Raw genomic sequence first — 19,142 nt, 5'->3', positions numbered from 1 at the left:
ATCGGCATTAGATTAGGGATCATTCCCGAGGTAAGAGCATGTTGCGCAACTTGCAGTTGTCTCCGACACCCGGTTCCCCCGAAGAGCTGACGCTGTTCAACCGTGTTCAAGAGCGCTTGGCTCATCTGTTTCGCGTGGTGTTCGACGAACCGGACGCACCTCGGACCGTGGTCGTCATTCCCAGCTTGAGCCTGGACCACGAAGTTCTCCAACGCATATCGGGGGTGCATCACTACGAAGAGCGCATGTTGTGCATGTTGATGTTGTTGCGCTTGCCGCGGACCCGACTCATCTACATCACCAGCCAGTCCCTGGATGTTTCGGTGATCGATTACTTCCTGAATCTGTTGCCGGGTGTTCCCGTGGGTCATGCCCGCAAACGGTTGCTTCTATTCAACTGCCACGACGCCTCGGGTGTGCCGCTCTCGTTGAAATTGCTGCAACGTCCGCGGTTGCTGGAACGCATTCGCCGCGCCATTCCCGATCCGCTGGCGGCACACCTCACCTGTTTCAACGTGACCCCGTTGGAACGGACCCTCGCCGTGCAAATGGGCATTCCCCTCTACGGCTGCAATCCCGTGTACGCCGAGTTCGGTTCCAAGACAGGCAGCCGCGAAGTCTTTCACGAGGCGGGCATCGACCTGCCCCCTGGATTCGAGAATCTGCGTGACAAAAAAGATATGATCGACTCGTTGGTGGCGCTGCGTCTCGCCAATCCCCATTTGCGAAAGGCGGTCGTGAAACTGAACGAGGGGTTCTCCGGGGAAGGCAACGCGATCTTTCGATTCGAAGGCTGTCCGGAGAAGGAAAAAGCCTTGCAAAAGTGGCTGGGGAGCGAGGTCGCCCAGCGGCTCGAGTTCCAGGCCAAGGGCGAATCTTGGGATACCTTTTCCGTCAAGTTCGCCGAGATGGGGGGCGTGGTGGAGGCCTTCATCGAAGGGGAGGGCAAGCGCTCTCCCTCGGTTCAGTGCCGTGTCAATCCTTTGGGCGAGCCGATGATCGTGTCCACCCACGATCAGATTCTCGACGGTCAGGTCTTTTTGGGCTGTACCTTTCCCGCCGACGAGGTCTACCGGCTGCAAATCCAGGCGGCGGGTCAATTGGTGGCCGATGTGTTGGCGCGGCGAGGGGTGATCGGGCGATTCGGCGTGGATTTCATCTCCGTTCCGGAGGCCGACGGGTGGCGTCATTACGCCATCGAGATCAACCTGCGCAAAGGCGGTACCACCCATCCCTTCATGATGCTGCAGTATCTGACCGACGGCGAGTTCGATCTGGCCTCGGGTCTGTACCTGACGCCTTCCGGTCAACCTCGTTACTACTACGCTACCGACAATTTGCACGACGAGGCCTACATCGGCCTCTCGCCCGAGGACCTGATCGACATCAGCGTCTGCCGCAGGCTGCATTTTCACGGAGCCACCCAACAGGGCGTCGTGTTCCATCTCATCGGCGCACTCTCGGAATTCGGCAAACTGGGTGCGGTCTGCATCGCCGAAAATCCGTCGCGTGCCTTCCAGCTCTATCATCACACGGTCGACACGCTTCAATCGGAAGGCCGCTCCCAAAACATGAGGGTCAACGTCAACGAAGCGATCACCCCGCTGGTGGGCTGATTCAGATTTCGGTTTCCTTGCGGGTGATGTGCCCGCTGGTGAGCACGGGGCTCGCGTCGATGCCCTCGGCGTTCATGAACGTGGCGACTCGTTGCAGTGACGACAGGATGAGGGTCTGTTCCCATTCCTCGAGGTCCTCGAACCGCGAGATGAACTGGTCCTGGAGCAACGAAGGTGTTTTGGTCAGGAGTTGGGCCCCTTGTTCGGTGAGGGAAACCATCATGCGCCGCTTGTCCACATGGTCGCGGGTGCGGATCACCATACCGCGCTTGGATAGCCGGTTGAGGATGTCGGTGACGGTGGCGTGGCTGAGCGACACGCTCTTGGCCAGGGAGCTCACCGGGACGGCGCCACCCTGCTGGATCTCTTGCATGATGATGGCTTGTGGACCGGTCAGGCCGTATTCCTGGGCCAATCGCTTGGAGTGAAGGTCGATGGCTCGCGTGATCTTGCGGAGGTTCCGCAGGACCTCGTGACAAATGAAGGAAGAATCCAAAACCCGCTTCCTTTTTTTGGTTGGATCGAACGAGGGGGCCGCAGCCGGACCTGTTCCGGCCCACATCGTCGCTCCGATAATACATAGCATTTTCAACGCGATTTGGGGGACCGGATCCTTGTTCGGTGGTGTACTCGGATGGATCCAAGCGGCAGGAGCCATCTCGAAATCGTCGAGAATCGACGCTTCCCCAAACGATTCACGCTCATCGGAGGGGCATCAGTGGGGTTTGTCGCGTCCCATTGGACGGAATCCGAAACCCGGTCCGTGCTCTGGGCGGGTACCTCCTACAGATTCCAGCGAATCCAGAAGCCCAACTTCATACTGACGAGAAAACTCAAAAACAGCAGAAAGCGGTAACTGATCATGCAGATCCACAGGTGCAGCAGGTTTCCGTCGAAAAAGGCGACCCATACGAAGCATCCCGGCAGGAACACGAGCCATTGATTGACGAAGGATATGGCCATCACGGCCTTGGAGGCACCGCCCCCCAAATGGGCGTGCATCAGGATGATCGCGGCCGCGTCCCAGGGCTGGCTGAGGCCCAGCAGAATCAGCGGAATCACGGCGATGCGGATGACCTCGGGGTCGTCGGTGAAGAAATCGACCCAGAACGCGGGCGCCGCCGCCAGAACCAGTCCGAAGACACCCAGCGAGATGCAGGCGATGGTGAGCGTCGCCTTGACCCATCGTTTGGCTTCGTCGGGCCGCTTTTCACCGATGGCGTTGCCGACCAGGGTGATGGTGGCGATGCCGAGTCCGAGCGCGATCAAAATGCACGTCAGGGCGAGGTTGATGAGAATCGTGTTGGCGGCCAGGGCCGCGGTACCCACCATCGCCGTGATGCGAAAGAAGATCAGGAACCCCATCGAGAGCGTGAAGGATTGAAGGCAATTGGGAATCGCCAGCCGCAACATGGATGTCAGGATGTTTCCCGACAGAACCCGGGGAGACAGGGAAAAGCCCTCGTTGCGATGCTTGGTGAGCAACCGCAGGTAGTTCATGCTGCCCAGCACGGTGGCGATGGCGGTTCCCAGGGCTGCGCCGTCCGCGCCCAGTTTGGGGAATCCCCAGGCGCCGAAGATGAGCAGGTAATTGAGCAGGATATTGATGGGGTGCATCATCAACAGGGTCTGCATGTAGAGGATCGATAGCTTGCGCCCGTTGAAGTATCCGCGAAAACTGAAGTTGATGCCGATGAAGACCACGGTCACCAGGCGAATGGTGGCGTAGCTGGTGCCGACGCGTTGGACCTCGGGATCCGAGGAGAGGTATCCGAACAGGTCCGGAATCAACTCGATCAACAGCCAGGAATAGGGAATGCCCAGGAGCACGATGAAATAGAGCGCGTTGACGATCGACTCGTGCAGCCGTTGGAACTGTTTCTCGCCCAGACGTCGCGCCGTGACCGCCTGTACCGCCGGTCCGATCCCTTGGATGATGGAGGTCACCACCCACAGGGCCATGCTGGCGATGCCGACCGCTCCCTGGGATTCCTTCCCGAGCGTGCCCACCATCATCGTATCGATCAGGTTCATCACGTTCTGGGAACCCATGCCCAGGATGATGGGGGCGGACAGGCGGCCGATGGCTTGGAATCGTTCCCGTGAATACGTGGGGGTGAGCGTGGACATCAGGGGTCAAGCTTCTCGGATATTTTTTCGTAGTCTTCCTCGATCATGCGCTCGTACTCCGCCGCTTTTTTCTTCATGCGCAGCACCAAACCGATGACCACGCCGATGAGTGCCAGGGAGAGCGCGATCAGCGCCTTTGGTGGAAGCTGGTACAGCAGGGTGTTGTAATTTCTCATGGTATCCACGATCCATTCGCCGAACAGGACCATACTCAGGACGCCCATCGAAAGGGAAGGCCCGAACGGCGCGTGGGGCGTGCTGAAGAGCAGCTTGTAGACGAATCCCGTGAACACCCCGATCAGGCAGGCAGGTAACAGCGAGAGAAACACGACCTGGGGGCCGACGAAGGCCCCGGCCATCATCATGATCAGGGAGTCGCCCAGGCCCATGGCTTCCATCTGGAGCAGGCCGCGAAAAGTTCGTCGAATGACTTCCATCATGACGAAACCGCACGCGGCACCGCCGATGCCGAGCACCGCACCGGCGAGCAGCGTCTGTTGCGGCGGAATCCCCATTGATTGCAGCATCATGCGGTGATCGAGAAGCGTGATCACGTCGCCGGGAAACAGCAGGGTCGACGCGATCCCGACGAGGGTTCCCGAGAAGGTGTAGATGTCGGGAATGAGTTTGGTGGCGTAGTCACTGACGCTGATGGCCAGCAGCAGCGTGGTGAAGAGATACCATTTCCACTGCTCGGGGGCGACGCCCAGGCGGTGGGCGACCAAGGCGAAGATGAGCGCGCCGCTCACTTCGACCCAGGGAAATCGAAAAACGGGTTGGGTGTCCTTCATTTTCAAGGCGATGGGTGTGACGCGGCGAACCAGGTGGCCGGCGATCCCGCCGAGAATGGCGACCCATAGATACATCATTGTCCGTTTGCTCCTAACCCCGAATTGTCGGCGTCTTGGCCACCTTTTTTCCGATCCATCGGTTTGGACTCCCGGCCGCTTGGATCCAGCAGGATGGGCGACCAAACCGCCAGGCGACCATCCACCTTGCGCTGCGGCAACTTCATCAGGTGCAGCACCAACGGGAAGAAATCGACGATGTCCGTTCTCTCCAAGACGCTTCCCGGCTTGATGGCGGGGCTTTTACCGAAACAGGTGGCGCCCATGTCCGGATGATCGATGTCGAAACCGTGTCCCCCCTTGACGTCGCTCCACTCTTGTTCCTGGACCTGGGTTCCCGTAGCCAACAGCCCCATGATGTGGCCGTTGCGCATCGGATGGGTAGGGTGTGGCACCGCCTCGCGCCGATACCACTTGATGTGGGGCGAAGTGGGCAGGTTCGCCAGAACCTTGTCGATCCGCTCCGCGGTGGGGTTCTTGACGAATAGGTCGACGATCGACCAGTTGTGAATCAGGCGATCGAAGTGGTCCGCGGGCACCGAATCCTTGATCTTCTTCAGCGACAAACCCTTGCCGAGCATGGGGGTCATGCCGTGGTCGGACACGAACAACAGGTGGGCCTCGCGTTTGTGTTGCTCCAGCATGCGCGTGATGCGGCCGACGGCGGCGTCCAGCTCCGCCACGCAGGCTTTGACTTCCTGGGAGACGGGGCCGTGGTCGTGGCCGGCGGTATCCGATTCGAAAAAGTAGAGCAGCATGAGTTCGGGAGAAGGATGATCCGCCGGATCCAGCCAGCGTTCCAACTGATCCAATCGTTTGGAGATGGGAATCTTATAGGTGAATTTGAAAAAACGGTCGGGATGGCGTCCCTGCATTTCCGATCCGACCCAAAAGAAGGCGGCCGTCTTCATGCCCGCCTCTCGCGCGATTTCCCAAAGCATGGGTGCGCGGTACCACCGGGGATCGTCGGTGCCGGTGGCGGCGCTACTGTGGAATTCGCGCTGAAGAACCGGGTCGTACATGTGGTTGCCCACGATGCCGTGCCGGTGGGGGTGGAGCCCGGTGAGCAGGGAGACGTGGTTGGGAAAGGTCAGCGAGGGGAAACTGGGTTTGACCCGCTTCACCCGGAACCCTTCGCGAATCACGCGATCGATGTGCGGGGTTTCGAAGCGGTCGATGTAATCCCAGCGGAAGCCGTCGAAACTGATGATGATCGTGGGGGTGACCGGTGCTTCGGCCTGAAGGGGGAGCACCAGGAAGACGAGCAGGGAGAGCACAATCCTAGGAAACAAAACAGGACTCCTCATTTCTCGAGGTAGGCATGATGAGATCTCGAGATGGCAATGCCGAATACAATCCTAAAAATTAGCATAGTGCCCTTCCGGAAACAGCGGTTTTTGAACGAATCCCCGAAATGGTGCGATACAAATCGCCTGGCGATCACGGGATGTGGCGAGCCCGCCCCTTCCCGAAGCCGGCTGGAAATACCGCCTCGCGTGCTCGGTCACGGTTCGATCCCTGCCCGGCGTCGGTTTCGCAACGCCGGGGTTCGCCAGGCGGTTCGGTTGCCGGCGGGAACCCGATCGGGAAGATGTTCGCGAGCTGGGCTTGGAGAGGTCAGGTCTCTTCGTCGTCGATTTCCCCGATGAGATGGGTGAAATCGTTTTCACTGAGCAACTCGCGAAATGCCTTGAGAAACGCCGCCCGAGTGTCTGGGCCGGTGGGAACCTTGGCCGGATCGTTGATCAATTTGCCCATTCGCGTGAAATCCATGACCCGAATCATGTGGTGGATGATCGGAAGTGAGGACGGGTTCATGCTGAGCTTGCGCAAGCCCAACAGAATCAGTAGGCAGGCGTAAATGGGTGAAGATGCCATTTCGCCGCAGCAACTGACGTCGATCCCTTTCTTTTGGGCCGCCGCGATGACTTGCGAGAGCAGACGCACGAAACCGGGATGTAGGGGATCGTAAAGGTAGCTCACATCGTCGTTTGCCCGGTCAATGGCGAGGAAATACTGGATCAGATCGTTGGTGCCGATGCTGAAGAAATCCACTTCCTCCGCCAACAGGTCGGCGACCATGGCGGCCGAGGGCACTTCGATCATGACGCCCAGGGAGGGATTCTCCTCGAAGGGGATCCCCTCGCTCCGCAACTCCTCCATGACTTCCTGGAGAAAATCGCGGGTGGTGCGCCACTCGCGGACGCCGCTGATCAAGGGAAACATGATGCGAATGTTCTTGTACTTGTGCGCGGCGCGCAGGATGGCGCGAAGCTGGGTGCGGAAGATGTCCTTGCGCATCAGGCACAGGCGAACCCCGCGAACACCCATCACGGGATTGATCTCTTTTTCGCGAACGAAAGTGCGATTGAAGAACTTCTCGCCGCCGAGGTCGAGGGTGCGGATGGTCACGACCTCGTCCTTCAGCTTTTCGGCGATCTGGCAATAGGTTTCGAAATGGGTCTTCTCGGTGGGGAGCTCGGGATCACAGGCCAGAAACAGGAATTCGGTACGGTAGAGACCCACGCCGCGGGCACCGTTGGTCAGCGCACCATCCACCTCCGTCGCCAGCTCGATGTTGGCGAGCAGTTCGATCTCCAGGCCGTCCGGGCTCGTGGCCGGCTCGCCGAGATCCTTGCGGTAGTTGGCTTCCTCTTCCTTGTAAATATGAATCATCTTGCGGTATTTCTCGAGCGTCGCCTCGTCGGGATTGCTGAAGATCTTCCCGGAAAAGCTGTCGAGGATCACGGTGTCGCCGCTCTTGATGCGTTTGGTGACATCGTGGAGGCCGACGACGGCCGGCAGATCCAAGGCCTTGGCGATGATCGCCGTGTGGGTTGTTTGACCACCGAAATCGGTGGCGAAGCCGAGAATGCGCGAATTGTCGAAATTGGTGATGTTGCTGGGGCCGAATTCGCTGCCGATGACGACCACATCTTGGCTCAAATTCTGAAATCCGAAGAGTTTGTTCTTTTCGCCCACCAGCACTTGCAGGACCCGTTTGCCGACGTCCTTGAGATCGTTGCCGCGTTCGACGAAGTAGGCGTCGCCGAGGCTGCTGAACTCGCGAAGGACGCGCATCAGGACCTGGCTGAAAGCCCATTCCGCGTTGCAACTGTTCTGGTGAATGAACTTCTCGGTTTCGTTCTTAAGGGTGCCGTCGTCCAGAAGCAGGATATGGGTGTCGAAAATGAAGGCGTGTTCTTCGCCGATTCGGTCTTTGATTTGATTCTTGATGCTGCGGATCTGCTCTTTTGCGGTGTTCAGGGCATCACGGAACCGCTGAATTTCCTCCTCGATGTGGGAAGATTCCAGGTGTTCTTCTAACGTGACGGTTTCCTCGTCCAGAATTACCAGAGCCTTGCCTATGACAATTCCGTTGGAAACACCGACGCCCTTGAGCGTTTCCATAGACTTATTCCGATTCCTCAAATTTAGACTCAATCAGGTTTTTGATGCGATCGATGGCTTCGGTTTCATCTTTTCCATGGGCTTTGACCGTGATCCACGAGCCCTGGTGTGCGGCGAGCATCAACAAACCGAGGATGCTCTTGCCGTTGACCTCGTTATCGCCCTTGGCCACAAGGATCTGGGCCTCGAATTTGACCGTCAGGGTGACCAATTTGGCGGCAGCCCGGGCATGCAGACCTTTCTTGTTTGTGATCTCGATTTGTTGCGTAATCATGAACCCACCTACAGTAACTCGCTGGCAATATAAATCGATTTTTGTGCTTGGTTCCGGAGTTGACGTCCCGCATCGGAAACCGAAATACCACTCGGCAAAGTCATCGCCTTGACGATCATGGGCAAGTTCACGCCAGTCACCACTTCAACGTGGTGGGGCTTGTGGTAGGTGAGTGCGATATTGGTCGGTGTTCCTCCAAATATGTCGGTCAAGAGCAAAACGCCCTCGCCTCGGTCCACCTCGGCAATCAGCTTTTTGAGCTGTTCTTTTGCGGATTCAAGATCCTGATCCCAGTCCACGCAAAAATGTCCAACGGAGTCCGATTTGCCGATGATCTGTTCCGCTGCTTCGATCAGGTGCTTGGCGACTTCACCATGCGTGACCACGAGAGTGCTAACCATAGGTATTCATATGCCTTTCTTTGTAGTGTATTTGGGGCTGAAGGACACTGCTGACTTCTTGAAACGGGTGGGGTCTGATTTGGAATGGTCGGGAAAAAGGGTGGGAAAGAGGTGAAACGATCAGAGAAAGGGATAGGCCACGAAGAAGGGGAAACACCGCTTCTGGTGGGCTAGACCGGTGACGGAGCGTCAAAGATCCCGAATCAGGATCCCCGAGGGGTGGATAAGCCGCGTGGCTTCAAGGAAATCGTTGGCGTGCTCGTGTGGAAAGCATGACCCGATCATAGCCGCTCGGAAGCGAAGGGGTCAAGACCGAGCCACCTGGCACGACCATTCTTTCCTATTCTAAGTCATCCGTGATGATTTCTGAACCAGGGATCTGGCAATCGTCTGGAAAAAACGTCATTTTTTGTGGTTTTCGCAGGCCGGTGTCCTTGCGGATTTGCGCTCGTTTGCTCGGCGCTCGAACCGCCACGGGAGCTTCGAATCGGTTCGCGTTCCCGGTGGGTCGGGCCCGTCGAAGCCGCGATTTTTGGGGGGATCGAGCTGGCGATCCTCGTCATCGCCGGCCGCTGTCCCGTGCGGCAGGGGCCTCGAGACCCGGCGGCACGCAAGATCCGCCGGGTCGTCGGAAAACTCAGCGCGAGGTCAGGATCTTGTCCCGCCAGGCGGTGTAGTCGCCGGCGTAGCCGTGGGCCGCCTGCAGCTCACGCGTGCGCTCGCGGATACGGTCGCGGGTCGCGTCGTCGGTGGGCGGCATGCCCTTCAGGTACTCGTGCAGGCGCGCCACGTGGTCGCGCGCCATTTCGGCCCGTTGGCGGAAGACCGCGGAGTAATCCAACTCACCTTCGCTGATGCCCTTTTCCACCAGGTTGCCCAAGCGCTTGGCGTTTCTCAGGGAATCCTTGATGTTGCCGCGGCCGGTGATCGCGTTACCGACCAGGTAGACGCCTGGATGCTGGTTCAACTCGCCCGTGAAGGGATTGTTGGTGTCGTAGAGTTCGCCGATCATGGGAACGCCCGACAAGCATTCCGGAATGCTGCCGATGCTGCTGATGACCTGGGTGCAGGCCACCGTCTCGGTTTCGCCGTTGGCCACGAAGCGGCCATCGCGGAACTCGTTGACCTGAAAGCGGATCCCGGTGACCGAGCCCTCTTCGAGCAGGATCTCCAGCGGCGCGCGTAGCGGATGCACCTCGAAGCCGTATTTGGTGGTGGCATTGCGAATCAGCTTTTCGCGCACTTTGACCGCTTTTTCCAACTGGGTCTCGGTGGGATCGTCGTCGAGCGGTACCAACGGCATGTCGATGACGCGCTTGCGATAGAACAGGCGGGCGGGCTTGATGTTCAGGTCGTCGTAGTTCAGGCCCGCCTTGTCCAGGGTCTTGAAGATGCCCTTGTGCTCCATGTCCAGCAGTTCAAGGGTGACGCCGCGTTCCCGCGCCGCTTCGAGAACCAACTGGAACATGCAGATCTTGGCCACGTCGATCGAGGCCAGGCCGCCGCCGATCACGATCGGTTCCTGGTCCACCCGGTAGGTCTTGCCGCCGTAATTGGACTCGTGATAGTGGTTGAACCAATAGACGAACGGGTTTTGGTAGACCAGCGAGTCGTCGGTCACCTCGTCGGCGCCGTCGACCTTGAGCGGTCGATCGCGCCAGGCCCCGGTGGCCATCACGATCAGGGGGAAACCCCAATCCTCGCGTAGCTGGGTCAGGGTGACGTCCTCTCCCAGTTTGCAGTTGGGCACGTAATGAATGCCCTCGCGCGACAGCTTGTCGTCGATGGACGCCATTTCCTTGTTCTGCAGTTTGAGGTGCCAGCGGGGCAGGCCGTCCTCGATCTTACCGTAGGGAAGCGGGTTCTGTTCGAACACCACGACTTCCATTCCTCTTTCGCGGAGTGACGCCGCGATCTCCGAACCGGCGCAGGCACCGCCGATCACTGCCACTGAATATGTTTTCATCTTGTTGTCGCTCATGCTTCGACCCTCGTTGCAATTGAATCGTTGTGGGGGTTGTTGGGGGAAGAGGCGAAATGCAAAGAAGGTATCAGTGAGGACCTGACCCATCGACCGGGTAGGTGGATCTTGTTGCCGAAATTCGCTGTAGGGGAATTTTCGCGAAGATTCTCGGTCGGAGTGCCGGACGATGTGGCCGCTCCTTACATGTTCGTCTCACGATGATAGAGGCGGATTATACCACCCTTGCCTACGAGGAGAAGAAAAGAGCCGGCGGTGATGACGTTGGTTTGGTAACCGGAAAGGGACTGTTTGGCGAATTTTCGCTGCAGGGCGTCGTAGAAATGGATGGTTTCGGCCAGCGACGGAATCAGCAGGGAACTGGTTTCCGACCAGGGGACCAGCGCCTTCGGGCGCCCCTTCAGGTGGAGTCCGGCCAGTTCGTGACCGCGCGGGCTGTAGGCGTAGAGTCGCCGACCCTGGGTGGTGATGAGCAGTTGGGTGCGAAGGCCGTTTTGGGTCTGCACCTTCAGCCAGACCGGCGGGCACGCGATATCGATGTGGAAGTCCCGTTTCCATAGAAGTTTGCGGTTCTTGTCCAACACCGCCAGGTGACCGCCGCGATAGGCCAGCGCCCATTCCCCGTCGGGGCCGGCTTCCACGTAGGCCAACACCCGTTTCTTCTTGTCGTGGTAGATGCGCTTGCTTTCCTTGACCGGATTCCACATGAGGACTTCGCCGTTTTCGTGGGCGATGAGCAGGTTTTCGCCCCAGGGCTTGATGGCCGAAATCCGCTCCGTGCGGCGCGTGCTGAATCGGGCGGTACCGTTTTCGGGGTCGCGCAGCTCCAGGAGGGTATCGCGGACGTAGACCACCTCGTCCCCGAAGATCACGGGCGCGATGGTCGGTGGCGGTACTTCCTGTTGCCACAGGAACCCGCCTTCCGGGTTCAGGCGACCCAGGCGACCCTTGCCGTCGTGGATCCACAGCGAACCCTTGGGTCCCAAGAAGGCGAGATCGGGTGCGAACGGCTGCTGGAAATTGGCGATCGGGTTGCCGCTGGTGTCGTAGGTGTAGACGTCCAGGCCCCGGAACATCAGGCTCTCGCCGTTTGGCCGCAACAGGACGCGATCCAACTGGTACGAGACTTCCCAGGTGCTGGCGGGCGTGGGTACGGCGGGAACGGGTTCGGGTCCCGTGTACGTCAAAAGAAGCAGCCAAAGGAAATTCATGCAGATTCTCCGAGATGGAATAGCGAGGCGGCGGCGCGTGCGGCGCAGTCATTTAATCACATGAGCCATTTACGCGCCCAGCACGGCTTGCTGCGGCAATTGGCGGGGTGCATGCCGGGGATGAGGTGGTTGTGGAGGTTAAGTGTTTTGAAAGAGCGTGGTTAGGGCCTTCGGTGATTGTCGCGGAGGCTTGGTTGACGAAATGTTTTCGGCCATCGCCCGCGAAACCCTACCTCGAATTCGGGGTTTTCGCGATCCCCGCTTTCGAGGTCGCGATGGGGCTCTTCTGGGTTCTGTGACACCCGTGGCGTTTCTTGCTGATTCGGCTCCTTTACACCATATTTATCTGTGGTGCAATCCTTTGAAAGCTGGTATATTCGCCAATCAAGCCGATTTTAGGTGTGATGCGTTGACATGATACGGGAAGCGAGAGAGATAGATTTTATTTGGGAGGCCGAAGAGGCCGAACCCCCGGATTCGCGCGTTCACGAATTCGTGAACGACCTTTTTGATCGTCTCAATCTCGACGGCGCCGAATTGTCCATCCTGGTCACTCGGGATGATCACATGCGCGAACTCAACGCCACGTATCGCGGCAAAGATCGCACGACCGACGTGTTGTCCTTTCCTGGCGGTGGTCCACTGCCTGACGGCTCGCACCACCTCGGGGACGTGGTCATTTCCCATGACCAACTCGTGCGTCAGGCCGCGGAACTCGGCCAGTCGGTGGCCCGGGAACTGCGGTTCCTCATCCTGCACGGGGTGCTTCATCTACTGGGTCACGACCACGAAACCGACGACGGTGAGATGATGGCGTTGCAGTCCTCTCTGAAACGAGAGCTGGCGACCTATTTCTTTTGAAGGCCTGCAGATCATTTTTATGTAAAGGGGAAATTTCACCTTGGATGGCTCCATACCCGCGAGTTGGATCCTGATCATCTCGATACTGATTCTGTTCCGGTTGTTGAATAATTTTCTGAAGGCTGGATTTTTTGGGCTGGGGAGTATCTCCCTGTTCGCCCTCGCCGAGAAGTCGCGCGAAAACGATACCAAGCTCTTCTTTTTTCTCGATGATCCCTACAAACTGGGCCTTTCCGCCCAGTTTTTCGACAAGTTGTCGCTGATCTTGCTCGCCGTCATGGGCCTCGAGCTGATCGCCCAGCCGAACATCTTCCACCTGGGTGGGTTCTTCCTCTATCTGTGGATTTTCGATCTCCTGCTGCCCAACATGATTTCATCGCGCATGCCCGAAGCTTCGGTGACGCGCGTCTTTCCCGTTCTCCGGCCCGTGTACTGGGTCTTCTACCCGTTCACCAGGCTCATGATGGCCGTTTCCAAGTCCGTGGAACTCCCCGAGGAAGACGAGTCCGACGAGGAAGACGACCCCGAGGATATCCGCGCCTTCATTCGCGCCGGTGCCGAAGAGGGCATCATCGACGAAAGCGAGAGTTCGCTGTTGCGGAACCTGCTGCATTTCAACGACACCATCGTTCGCGAGGTCATGACACCGCGCACCGATATGGAGTGCCTGGAAATCGGCCAGTCGAAGAAGGAAATGTTCGATGTCTTCAAGCGCACCAAGTTTTCCCGGCTCCCGGTCTACCGCAACGACATCGACCATATCGAGGGGATCCTGCGTTTCAAGGACATGATCGGGATCATGGACGACGACCGACCCATCGATTCATGCCTCATGGAGCTGCTGTTCGTGCCTGAAAAGCGCGGCCTCAACGATCTATTGCAGGACATACTGACCAAGCGCATGCAGATGGCGATCGTCATCGACGAATACGGCGGTACCTCCGGGCTGATCACCCTCGAAGACGTGGTCGAGGAGCTGATCGGGGAAATCCATGACGAGCACGAGATTCCCGGCAACGATTCGATCGTCGACTTGCAGAACGGTTCCTACCTGGTGGATGGCCGGGTCTTGCTGGAAGACTTTTGCGAGATCTTTTCGGTGGACGAAGAGGACGAAGACGTCGATACGATCGGCGGCTTCATCTTCAACAAGGAAGGCTACATTCCCAAGGTGGGCGAGACGGTGTTCATCGGCCCCGTCCGGACCGAGATCGCCCAGGCGGACGATCGCCGCATTTACAAACTGACCGTCACGCCTTCCAATCCGATCAATCTGCCCAAATCGCTCGACTCGCAAATGACGGCGTAAGGTCGCGGGTGGCGGGTACCGGGTTGGGAAAAACCTGGTATCGGCGTGTCTCGATCGAGGTGGGAAAACCCGAACTCGAGCGTGTACTCTTGGCTGCGAAAAGCTGAGAAAGCAGGAAAAGACGTGCTCTTTGGTGTGCGTGGTTGGGACTGTGGAACTCCTTGTGTTTGAGTGTCTTGGCTGATGACTGCAGGCCTGGGCCCGAGGGCCTCGCCATCCGAGCGAATCACCCCGGTAAGCCCGTTGTGGCGTGGTGCCGAATGGCCACTACCCAGTTTTCTCTACCCAATTCGCTCGCCAGTCGTTAAAATGACCTAATTAGTACTATATTTGGTGGTTCATTTCCGTTCTCTTTTTAATCTTTATTTTTTGAGCCGCGTCCTCTCCGAGCCGCCAGCTATTCATATAAGAGGTGAGACCATGAAACCCCTCAAGGGCCGGAGTCCCTACCGAAAATGGGAATTCGTCAATCACGACCCCAATTTTTATAAGTTTGACGTTCCCGATGTGTCGCCGACCTTTACCTATCGATTGTCCCGATCCGAGAACCCGAATTCCTCGAACCATCTCTCCTTTTTAGAGGCCGGAGAGTACCAGGCCATGTGGCTGCACAGTGCGGCCGGTGAAAATGCGCTCAGGCTACAGAAGGATCTGGAGATTCAGCGCCTGGAGATTCTGCTGTGCAAGGATCCGGGTGTCGTCTTGAATTACGGCCAACAGTTGTCTCTGGCCTTGTCCCACAACCACGACCTGTTGTCCCGAATCGCTTCCGGCAAGGAACGCGACCGTCGGGTGGACGCGATCGTGGTCATGGCCGGTTTTTTTCACTCGTGGCTGGGGCAGTTGCCCCAGAGCCAATACTTGGGAACCGAGCGCTGGTGGCGGACCTTGGAAAAAATCCGCTCGTTGGGTATCGAAATCCCCTCCGAACACAGCCACCCCATTCCGAAAACCGGCGTGTTGTCCGGTCGGCTGCTGTACCAGGCCCTCGAGAACATGCGCACGGGCACCTTTTTTGACGGTACGGCCGAGTTGCTCGAAAAGGGCGGTTCCAGTTCCGCCGGAAGCGGCGGTTCCGCCGGCAAATCCAGCAAAAAGGCCAAGAAATCCAAGAAACCGCCCGCGCCCGCTCCCGCCCCGGCACCACCCAAGGCCAGTGCACCGGCCGCTCCCAGCGGCGCGAGCATCGGTCCCAACGGCGAGATCGTCGGCAACACCAATCCGCCGGTGGAACCCGAGACCAAGGAAGAATCCTCCTGGTGGGACAGCCTCAAATCGGCCGTTTCCAGCGTATCGATTTCCGACATCGTGCACACCACGCTGGATGTGGTGGGTCTGGTGCCGGGTCTCGGCGAAGTGGCCGACGGCCTCAACGCGCTGATCTACCTGGCCGAGGGCAACTACACCGATGCGGCCCTTTCCGCCGCGGCCATGATCCCGTTCGCCGGTGCCGCCGCCACCGCGGCCAAATTCGGTCGGAAAGGCATGAAGGCCGCCCAGAAGGCCGGCAAGGCCATGAAAAAGGCCAGCGTTCCGGCAACCCCGCCGATCGCCAAATGCACCACGGCCGGCTGTCCGATTTCGGTCGTCACCGGCGAGGAATTGTTGCAACACGAGGATTTCGTGCTGCCGGGCGCCATGCCGTTGGTGTGGCGTCGCACCTATCGCAGTGGCCAATCGCGCAATCGCGGGTTGGGTCACGGTTGGACCCATCCCGCCGTCGAATCCGTCAGGTTCGCCGGTGAGGAAGCGATCCTGTCCAACGACGAGGGGCGCGATCTGTTCTTCCCGGTACCGTCGGTGGGTGAAACCGTGTATCAGGAAGTCGAGCAACTGCTGTTGCGGCGTCCCGATCCCCATACCCTGATCCTCGAGAGCGACGGACCGGTCAGAAAAATCTACAAGGCCACGACGGGTGCCTACGTCTTGAGCGAAGCGCGCGACACCCACGGCAATTTCGTCCGCTTTCACTTCGGCCTCAAGGGACGACTCGAGGAGATCGAGACTTCTTCGGGTCGTCGGGCCCGCGTCGAAAGCGACGAACGCGGTCGCATCACCCAGATCCATGGCCTGGACGAGACCGGCCAGCCCATCGGAAATCCGCTGGTGACCTACGCCTACGACGAACACGACGATCTGGTGGAGGTCGTGGATCCCCTGGGCCATTCCGAAAAATACGCCTATCGCAATCACGTGCTGGTCGAGCGCACGCTCAAGACCGGCTTCCGCTATCACTTCGAGTGGGACCGCTACGATACCGCAGCGCGCTGCCTGCGCAACTGGGGCGACGACGGCATCTACGACTACCGCTTCGCGTGGGATCCCGAACGGAACCAAAGCAGCATCACCGACAGTCTCGGTCACACCACCCGCTATCGTTGGGATGCCTTCGGCAACATTCTCGATATCGCCGATCCCTCCGGGAACCGGACGCGGTTCGAATACGACAGTGTCGGTAAGCTTCGCGCCGAGATCGATCCCCTGGGCAATCGAACCCGCTTCGTCTACGATGCCGACGATCGGCTGATCGAGGTCTTCGACAAGCTGGGTGCCCGCACCCACATCGTCTACGACGAGGAGGGGCGCCCGATCGCCCATGTGGATCCCGCCAATCAGGAACGGCGCCGGGAGTACAACACCGAGGGCCTGCCGGTGACCAGCGTGGATGCCGATGGCGAGAAGACCCGATTCGAGTACGACGTTCGCGGTCTGGTGACGCGGATTGTCGGTCCGAGCGGTGGGTCCAAGTGTTTCGAGTGGAACCGCAAGGGGGAACTCGTTGGCGAAACCGATGCCGATGGTCGCGTGACGCGCTACCAGTACGACGACGGCGGGAACGTGGTGGCCGTGGTTCATTCCGACGGCTCGCGCACGGGTTTCGACGTGGACCAAATGGGGCGCGCATCGCAGGTTCACCTGCCGAACGGGCAAACGCTTTCCTTTGAATACAATGAAGACGGAATGATCCGACGCTTCATCGATGGCGCCGGCCGCGAGACTCGATACGAGTACAGTGGCCTTGGCTCCGTGACCCGGCGCATCGATCCCGACGGCAGCGCTTTCGCCTACGAATACGATCGCGAGCAAAACCTGGTCGCGGTCGTGAACCAGAACGGCGAGCGCTACGAACTGGAGTACGACGCCAACGAGCGCCTGATTCGCGAGGTCGGTTTCGACGGCCGCCAGCAGCGATATCACTACGACCCGGCCGGACAGTTGATTCGTCACGAGGACGGCCTGTTCCGCACCGTAGCCTACCGTCGTGACGCCATGGGTCGCGTCATCGAGAAGACCGCCCGCCACGAGGGGACCGGTGCCGGTGAAACCGCGACCTTCGATTACGATGTGCTCGGTCGCCTGTCGCGTGCCACCAATCCCCATCGCGACTTGCGGTTTTTCCACGATGCGTCGAATCGCATCATCGAGGAGTGGCAGGACGATCGCGTGCTGTCGCGTCGCTTCGACGCCTCTGGAAACTGTGTCGCAACCCAACTGCCCAACGGCCGCACGGCCAACTACGACTACGATCCCATGGGTCGCCTGGTGGGGCTGGACCTCGACCGCCGCATGGTCGGCAAACTGACCTACGGAACCGACGGCCTGCCGGTCTCGCGCGGGTTCGGCAACGGGTTGTCCGCCGAAATGATCTACGAACCCAACGGCCGCCTGGCCCAGCAGAAGGTGATGCGCCCGGGTTCGGTGGTTGGCGACATGTTGTTCGGTCGTGACTACCGCTACGACGAAGCCGGCAACCTGAGCCAAATCAAAGAGCTGGCCTCCGGGCAAGCGACCCGGTTCACCTATGACGCCGCCGATCGGTTGTGCGAGGTCGACGGGTTGCTGCGCGAGGTGTTCGCTTTCGATCCCGCCGGCAACCTGCTGGAGAACGGACCGGGCGAATCCGAGCGGCCCACTCTCGAGGGCGGGTACGTCAAGGGCAACCGGCTCCTGGTGTTCCAGGACAAAAAATTCGAATACGACGATGTGGGCAACCTGGTCAAGCGCGTTCAGGGTCCTGGCGGGCAGGACGTCACCGAGTTCGAGTACGACGCCGAAAACCGCTTGGTGCGCAGTGTGCGCAACGGAACCACCACCCATTACCGCTACGACGCGCTGGGCCGCCGCGTTTCCAAGCAGACGGGATCCGATCTGACCTCCTTCCTCTGGAACGGCGATGTCCTGGTCCAAGAGGATCGCGAGGGTGAAGAGGTGACCTATCTCTATCAGCCCGAGTCCTTTTTGCCGCTCGGCCAGGTGCGTGGTGAGGATGTCTTCTACTATCACCTCGATCATCTGGGCACGCCTCGGGAGATGACCGGGCCCGATGGCGAAGTGGCCTGGGCGGCCCATTTCTCCGCCTACGGTCGGGTCGTGGGATTCGATACGGAGCGGGTTCAAAACCCCTTGCGCTTCCAAGGTCAGTACTTCGACGAGGAGACCGGCCTCCACTACAACTACCATCGCTACTACGATCCCGAAATGGGTCGTTTCGTGAGTCCCGATCCGGTGGGGCTTCTCGGCGGCGAGAACCTGTACCAGTATGCCCCCAACCCCATCGGCTGGGTCGACCCCTACGGACTCTCCTGTAAAGAGGCGGTCACCGGTTTCGTCAAAGGTGCGGCCTCCAAGATCAAGAGCGGCGTGACCTACACTTGGATTCGCGCCAACGTCGCGTTCCGCGGGGTCAAGACGGGCAAGGGCAAAGCGGTGTTTTGGTCGGGTTACCATCTCGGCAACAAGGATGCGGCCCAGGCGTTCGCTCGTTCCATTGACGGCAAGACCGTCGAAATGACCGAAGCCGGCAAGTGGATGGAGAAAAATTATCCCTGGGACGAGCTGACCGCCAAGGTCGGCGACGATCGGGCCAAGGAAGTTTGGGACGACATCTCCAAAAAATTCGCCGGTGGCGCATCCGGCGATGTGAACGCTTTCGTCAAGGGCATGAAATCCGAACCGAACTACATGGACAAAACCTATTTCGCGATCGAGAAGCCCATTCTGCAGGACGGTATGAAATCCGGCCGGGTGAGCAAGATCATCGAGCACGACTAGGGATCGATTCACATCGATGGCGTGGCCCCGTCCGTCGGGGACGCGCCG

The 19,142-nt window shown here is 59.1% G+C and carries 13 protein-coding genes; 4 read left to right on the top strand and 9 right to left on the bottom strand.

Annotated features, from left to right (window positions below):
* The first annotated feature begins 38 nt into the window (after positions 1–38).
* Positions 39–1,616, top strand: coding sequence for a peptide ligase PGM1-related protein (locus J3U87_RS06660; protein WP_237382254.1), 1,578 nt, complete (start codon positions 39–41; stop codon positions 1,614–1,616).
* Between the two features lies 1 nt (position 1,617).
* Here J3U87_RS06660 and J3U87_RS06655 read toward each other — a convergent pair whose 3' ends face one another.
* The 9 genes from J3U87_RS06655 to J3U87_RS06615 form a co-directional block, all read right to left on the bottom strand.
* Positions 1,618–2,112 (bottom strand): MarR family winged helix-turn-helix transcriptional regulator, encoded by a 495-nt coding sequence (locus J3U87_RS06655; RefSeq protein ID WP_237382253.1) that lies wholly within the window; start codon positions 2,110–2,112, stop codon positions 1,618–1,620.
* A gap of 287 nt (positions 2,113–2,399) precedes the next feature.
* Complete coding sequence (locus J3U87_RS06650) at positions 2,400–3,746, bottom strand: MATE family efflux transporter (protein ID WP_237382252.1); 1,347 nt, start codon at positions 3,744–3,746, stop codon at positions 2,400–2,402.
* Positions 3,746–4,615, bottom strand: coding sequence for a prepilin peptidase (locus J3U87_RS06645; RefSeq protein WP_237382251.1), 870 nt, complete (start codon positions 4,613–4,615; stop codon positions 3,746–3,748). The genes J3U87_RS06650 and J3U87_RS06645 overlap by 1 nt, the downstream gene beginning before the upstream one ends.
* Positions 4,612–5,886: an alkaline phosphatase family protein gene (locus tag J3U87_RS06640; RefSeq protein ID WP_237382250.1), complete on the bottom strand. Its 1,275-nt coding sequence runs from the start codon at positions 5,884–5,886 to the stop codon at positions 4,612–4,614. The genes J3U87_RS06645 and J3U87_RS06640 overlap by 4 nt, the downstream gene beginning before the upstream one ends.
* A gap of 325 nt (positions 5,887–6,211) precedes the next feature.
* Positions 6,212–8,005, bottom strand: coding sequence for a phosphoenolpyruvate--protein phosphotransferase (ptsP, locus tag J3U87_RS06635; RefSeq protein WP_237382249.1), 1,794 nt, complete (start codon positions 8,003–8,005; stop codon positions 6,212–6,214).
* Between the two features lie 4 nt (positions 8,006–8,009).
* Positions 8,010–8,279, bottom strand: coding sequence for an HPr family phosphocarrier protein (locus tag J3U87_RS06630; RefSeq protein WP_237382248.1), 270 nt, complete (start codon positions 8,277–8,279; stop codon positions 8,010–8,012).
* A gap of 8 nt (positions 8,280–8,287) precedes the next feature.
* A complete protein-coding gene (locus J3U87_RS06625; protein WP_237382247.1) occupies positions 8,288–8,680 on the bottom strand; it encodes a PTS sugar transporter subunit IIA in 393 nt (130 codons plus the stop codon).
* 637 nt (positions 8,681–9,317) lie between these two features.
* The gene (locus tag J3U87_RS06620; RefSeq protein ID WP_237382246.1) at positions 9,318–10,646 is read right to left on the bottom strand and encodes an FAD-dependent oxidoreductase; all 1,329 of its coding nucleotides are present in this window, start codon (positions 10,644–10,646) and stop codon (positions 9,318–9,320) included.
* Positions 10,647–10,843: 197 nt separating this feature from the next.
* Complete coding sequence (locus tag J3U87_RS06615) at positions 10,844–11,872, bottom strand: hypothetical protein (protein ID WP_237382245.1); 1,029 nt, start codon at positions 11,870–11,872, stop codon at positions 10,844–10,846.
* Positions 11,873–12,286: 414 nt separating this feature from the next.
* On the opposite strand from J3U87_RS06615, the gene ybeY reads away from it, so the two are divergent.
* The 3 genes from ybeY (at position 12,287) to J3U87_RS06600 (ending at position 19,094) form a co-directional block, all read left to right on the top strand.
* The gene (gene ybeY / locus J3U87_RS06610; protein WP_237382244.1) at positions 12,287–12,733 is read left to right on the top strand and encodes an rRNA maturation RNase YbeY; all 447 of its coding nucleotides are present in this window, start codon (positions 12,287–12,289) and stop codon (positions 12,731–12,733) included.
* 40 nt (positions 12,734–12,773) lie between these two features.
* Positions 12,774–14,042, top strand: coding sequence for a hemolysin family protein (locus J3U87_RS06605; protein ID WP_237382243.1), 1,269 nt, complete (start codon positions 12,774–12,776; stop codon positions 14,040–14,042).
* A 420-nt stretch (positions 14,043–14,462) separates the two neighbouring features.
* Positions 14,463–19,094, top strand: a complete 4,632-nt coding sequence (locus J3U87_RS06600) for an RHS repeat-associated core domain-containing protein (RefSeq protein WP_237382242.1) — start codon at positions 14,463–14,465, stop codon at positions 19,092–19,094.
* The last annotated feature ends 48 nt before the right edge of the window (positions 19,095–19,142 follow it).

The sequence above is a fragment of the Sulfidibacter corallicola genome (genome assembly GCF_017498545.1).
GTDB lineage: Bacteria > Acidobacteriota > Holophagae > Acanthopleuribacterales > Acanthopleuribacteraceae > Sulfidibacter > Sulfidibacter corallicola.
Note: the sequence above shows the minus strand (reverse complement) of the source record. Positions and strands in the feature narration are given on the sequence as shown.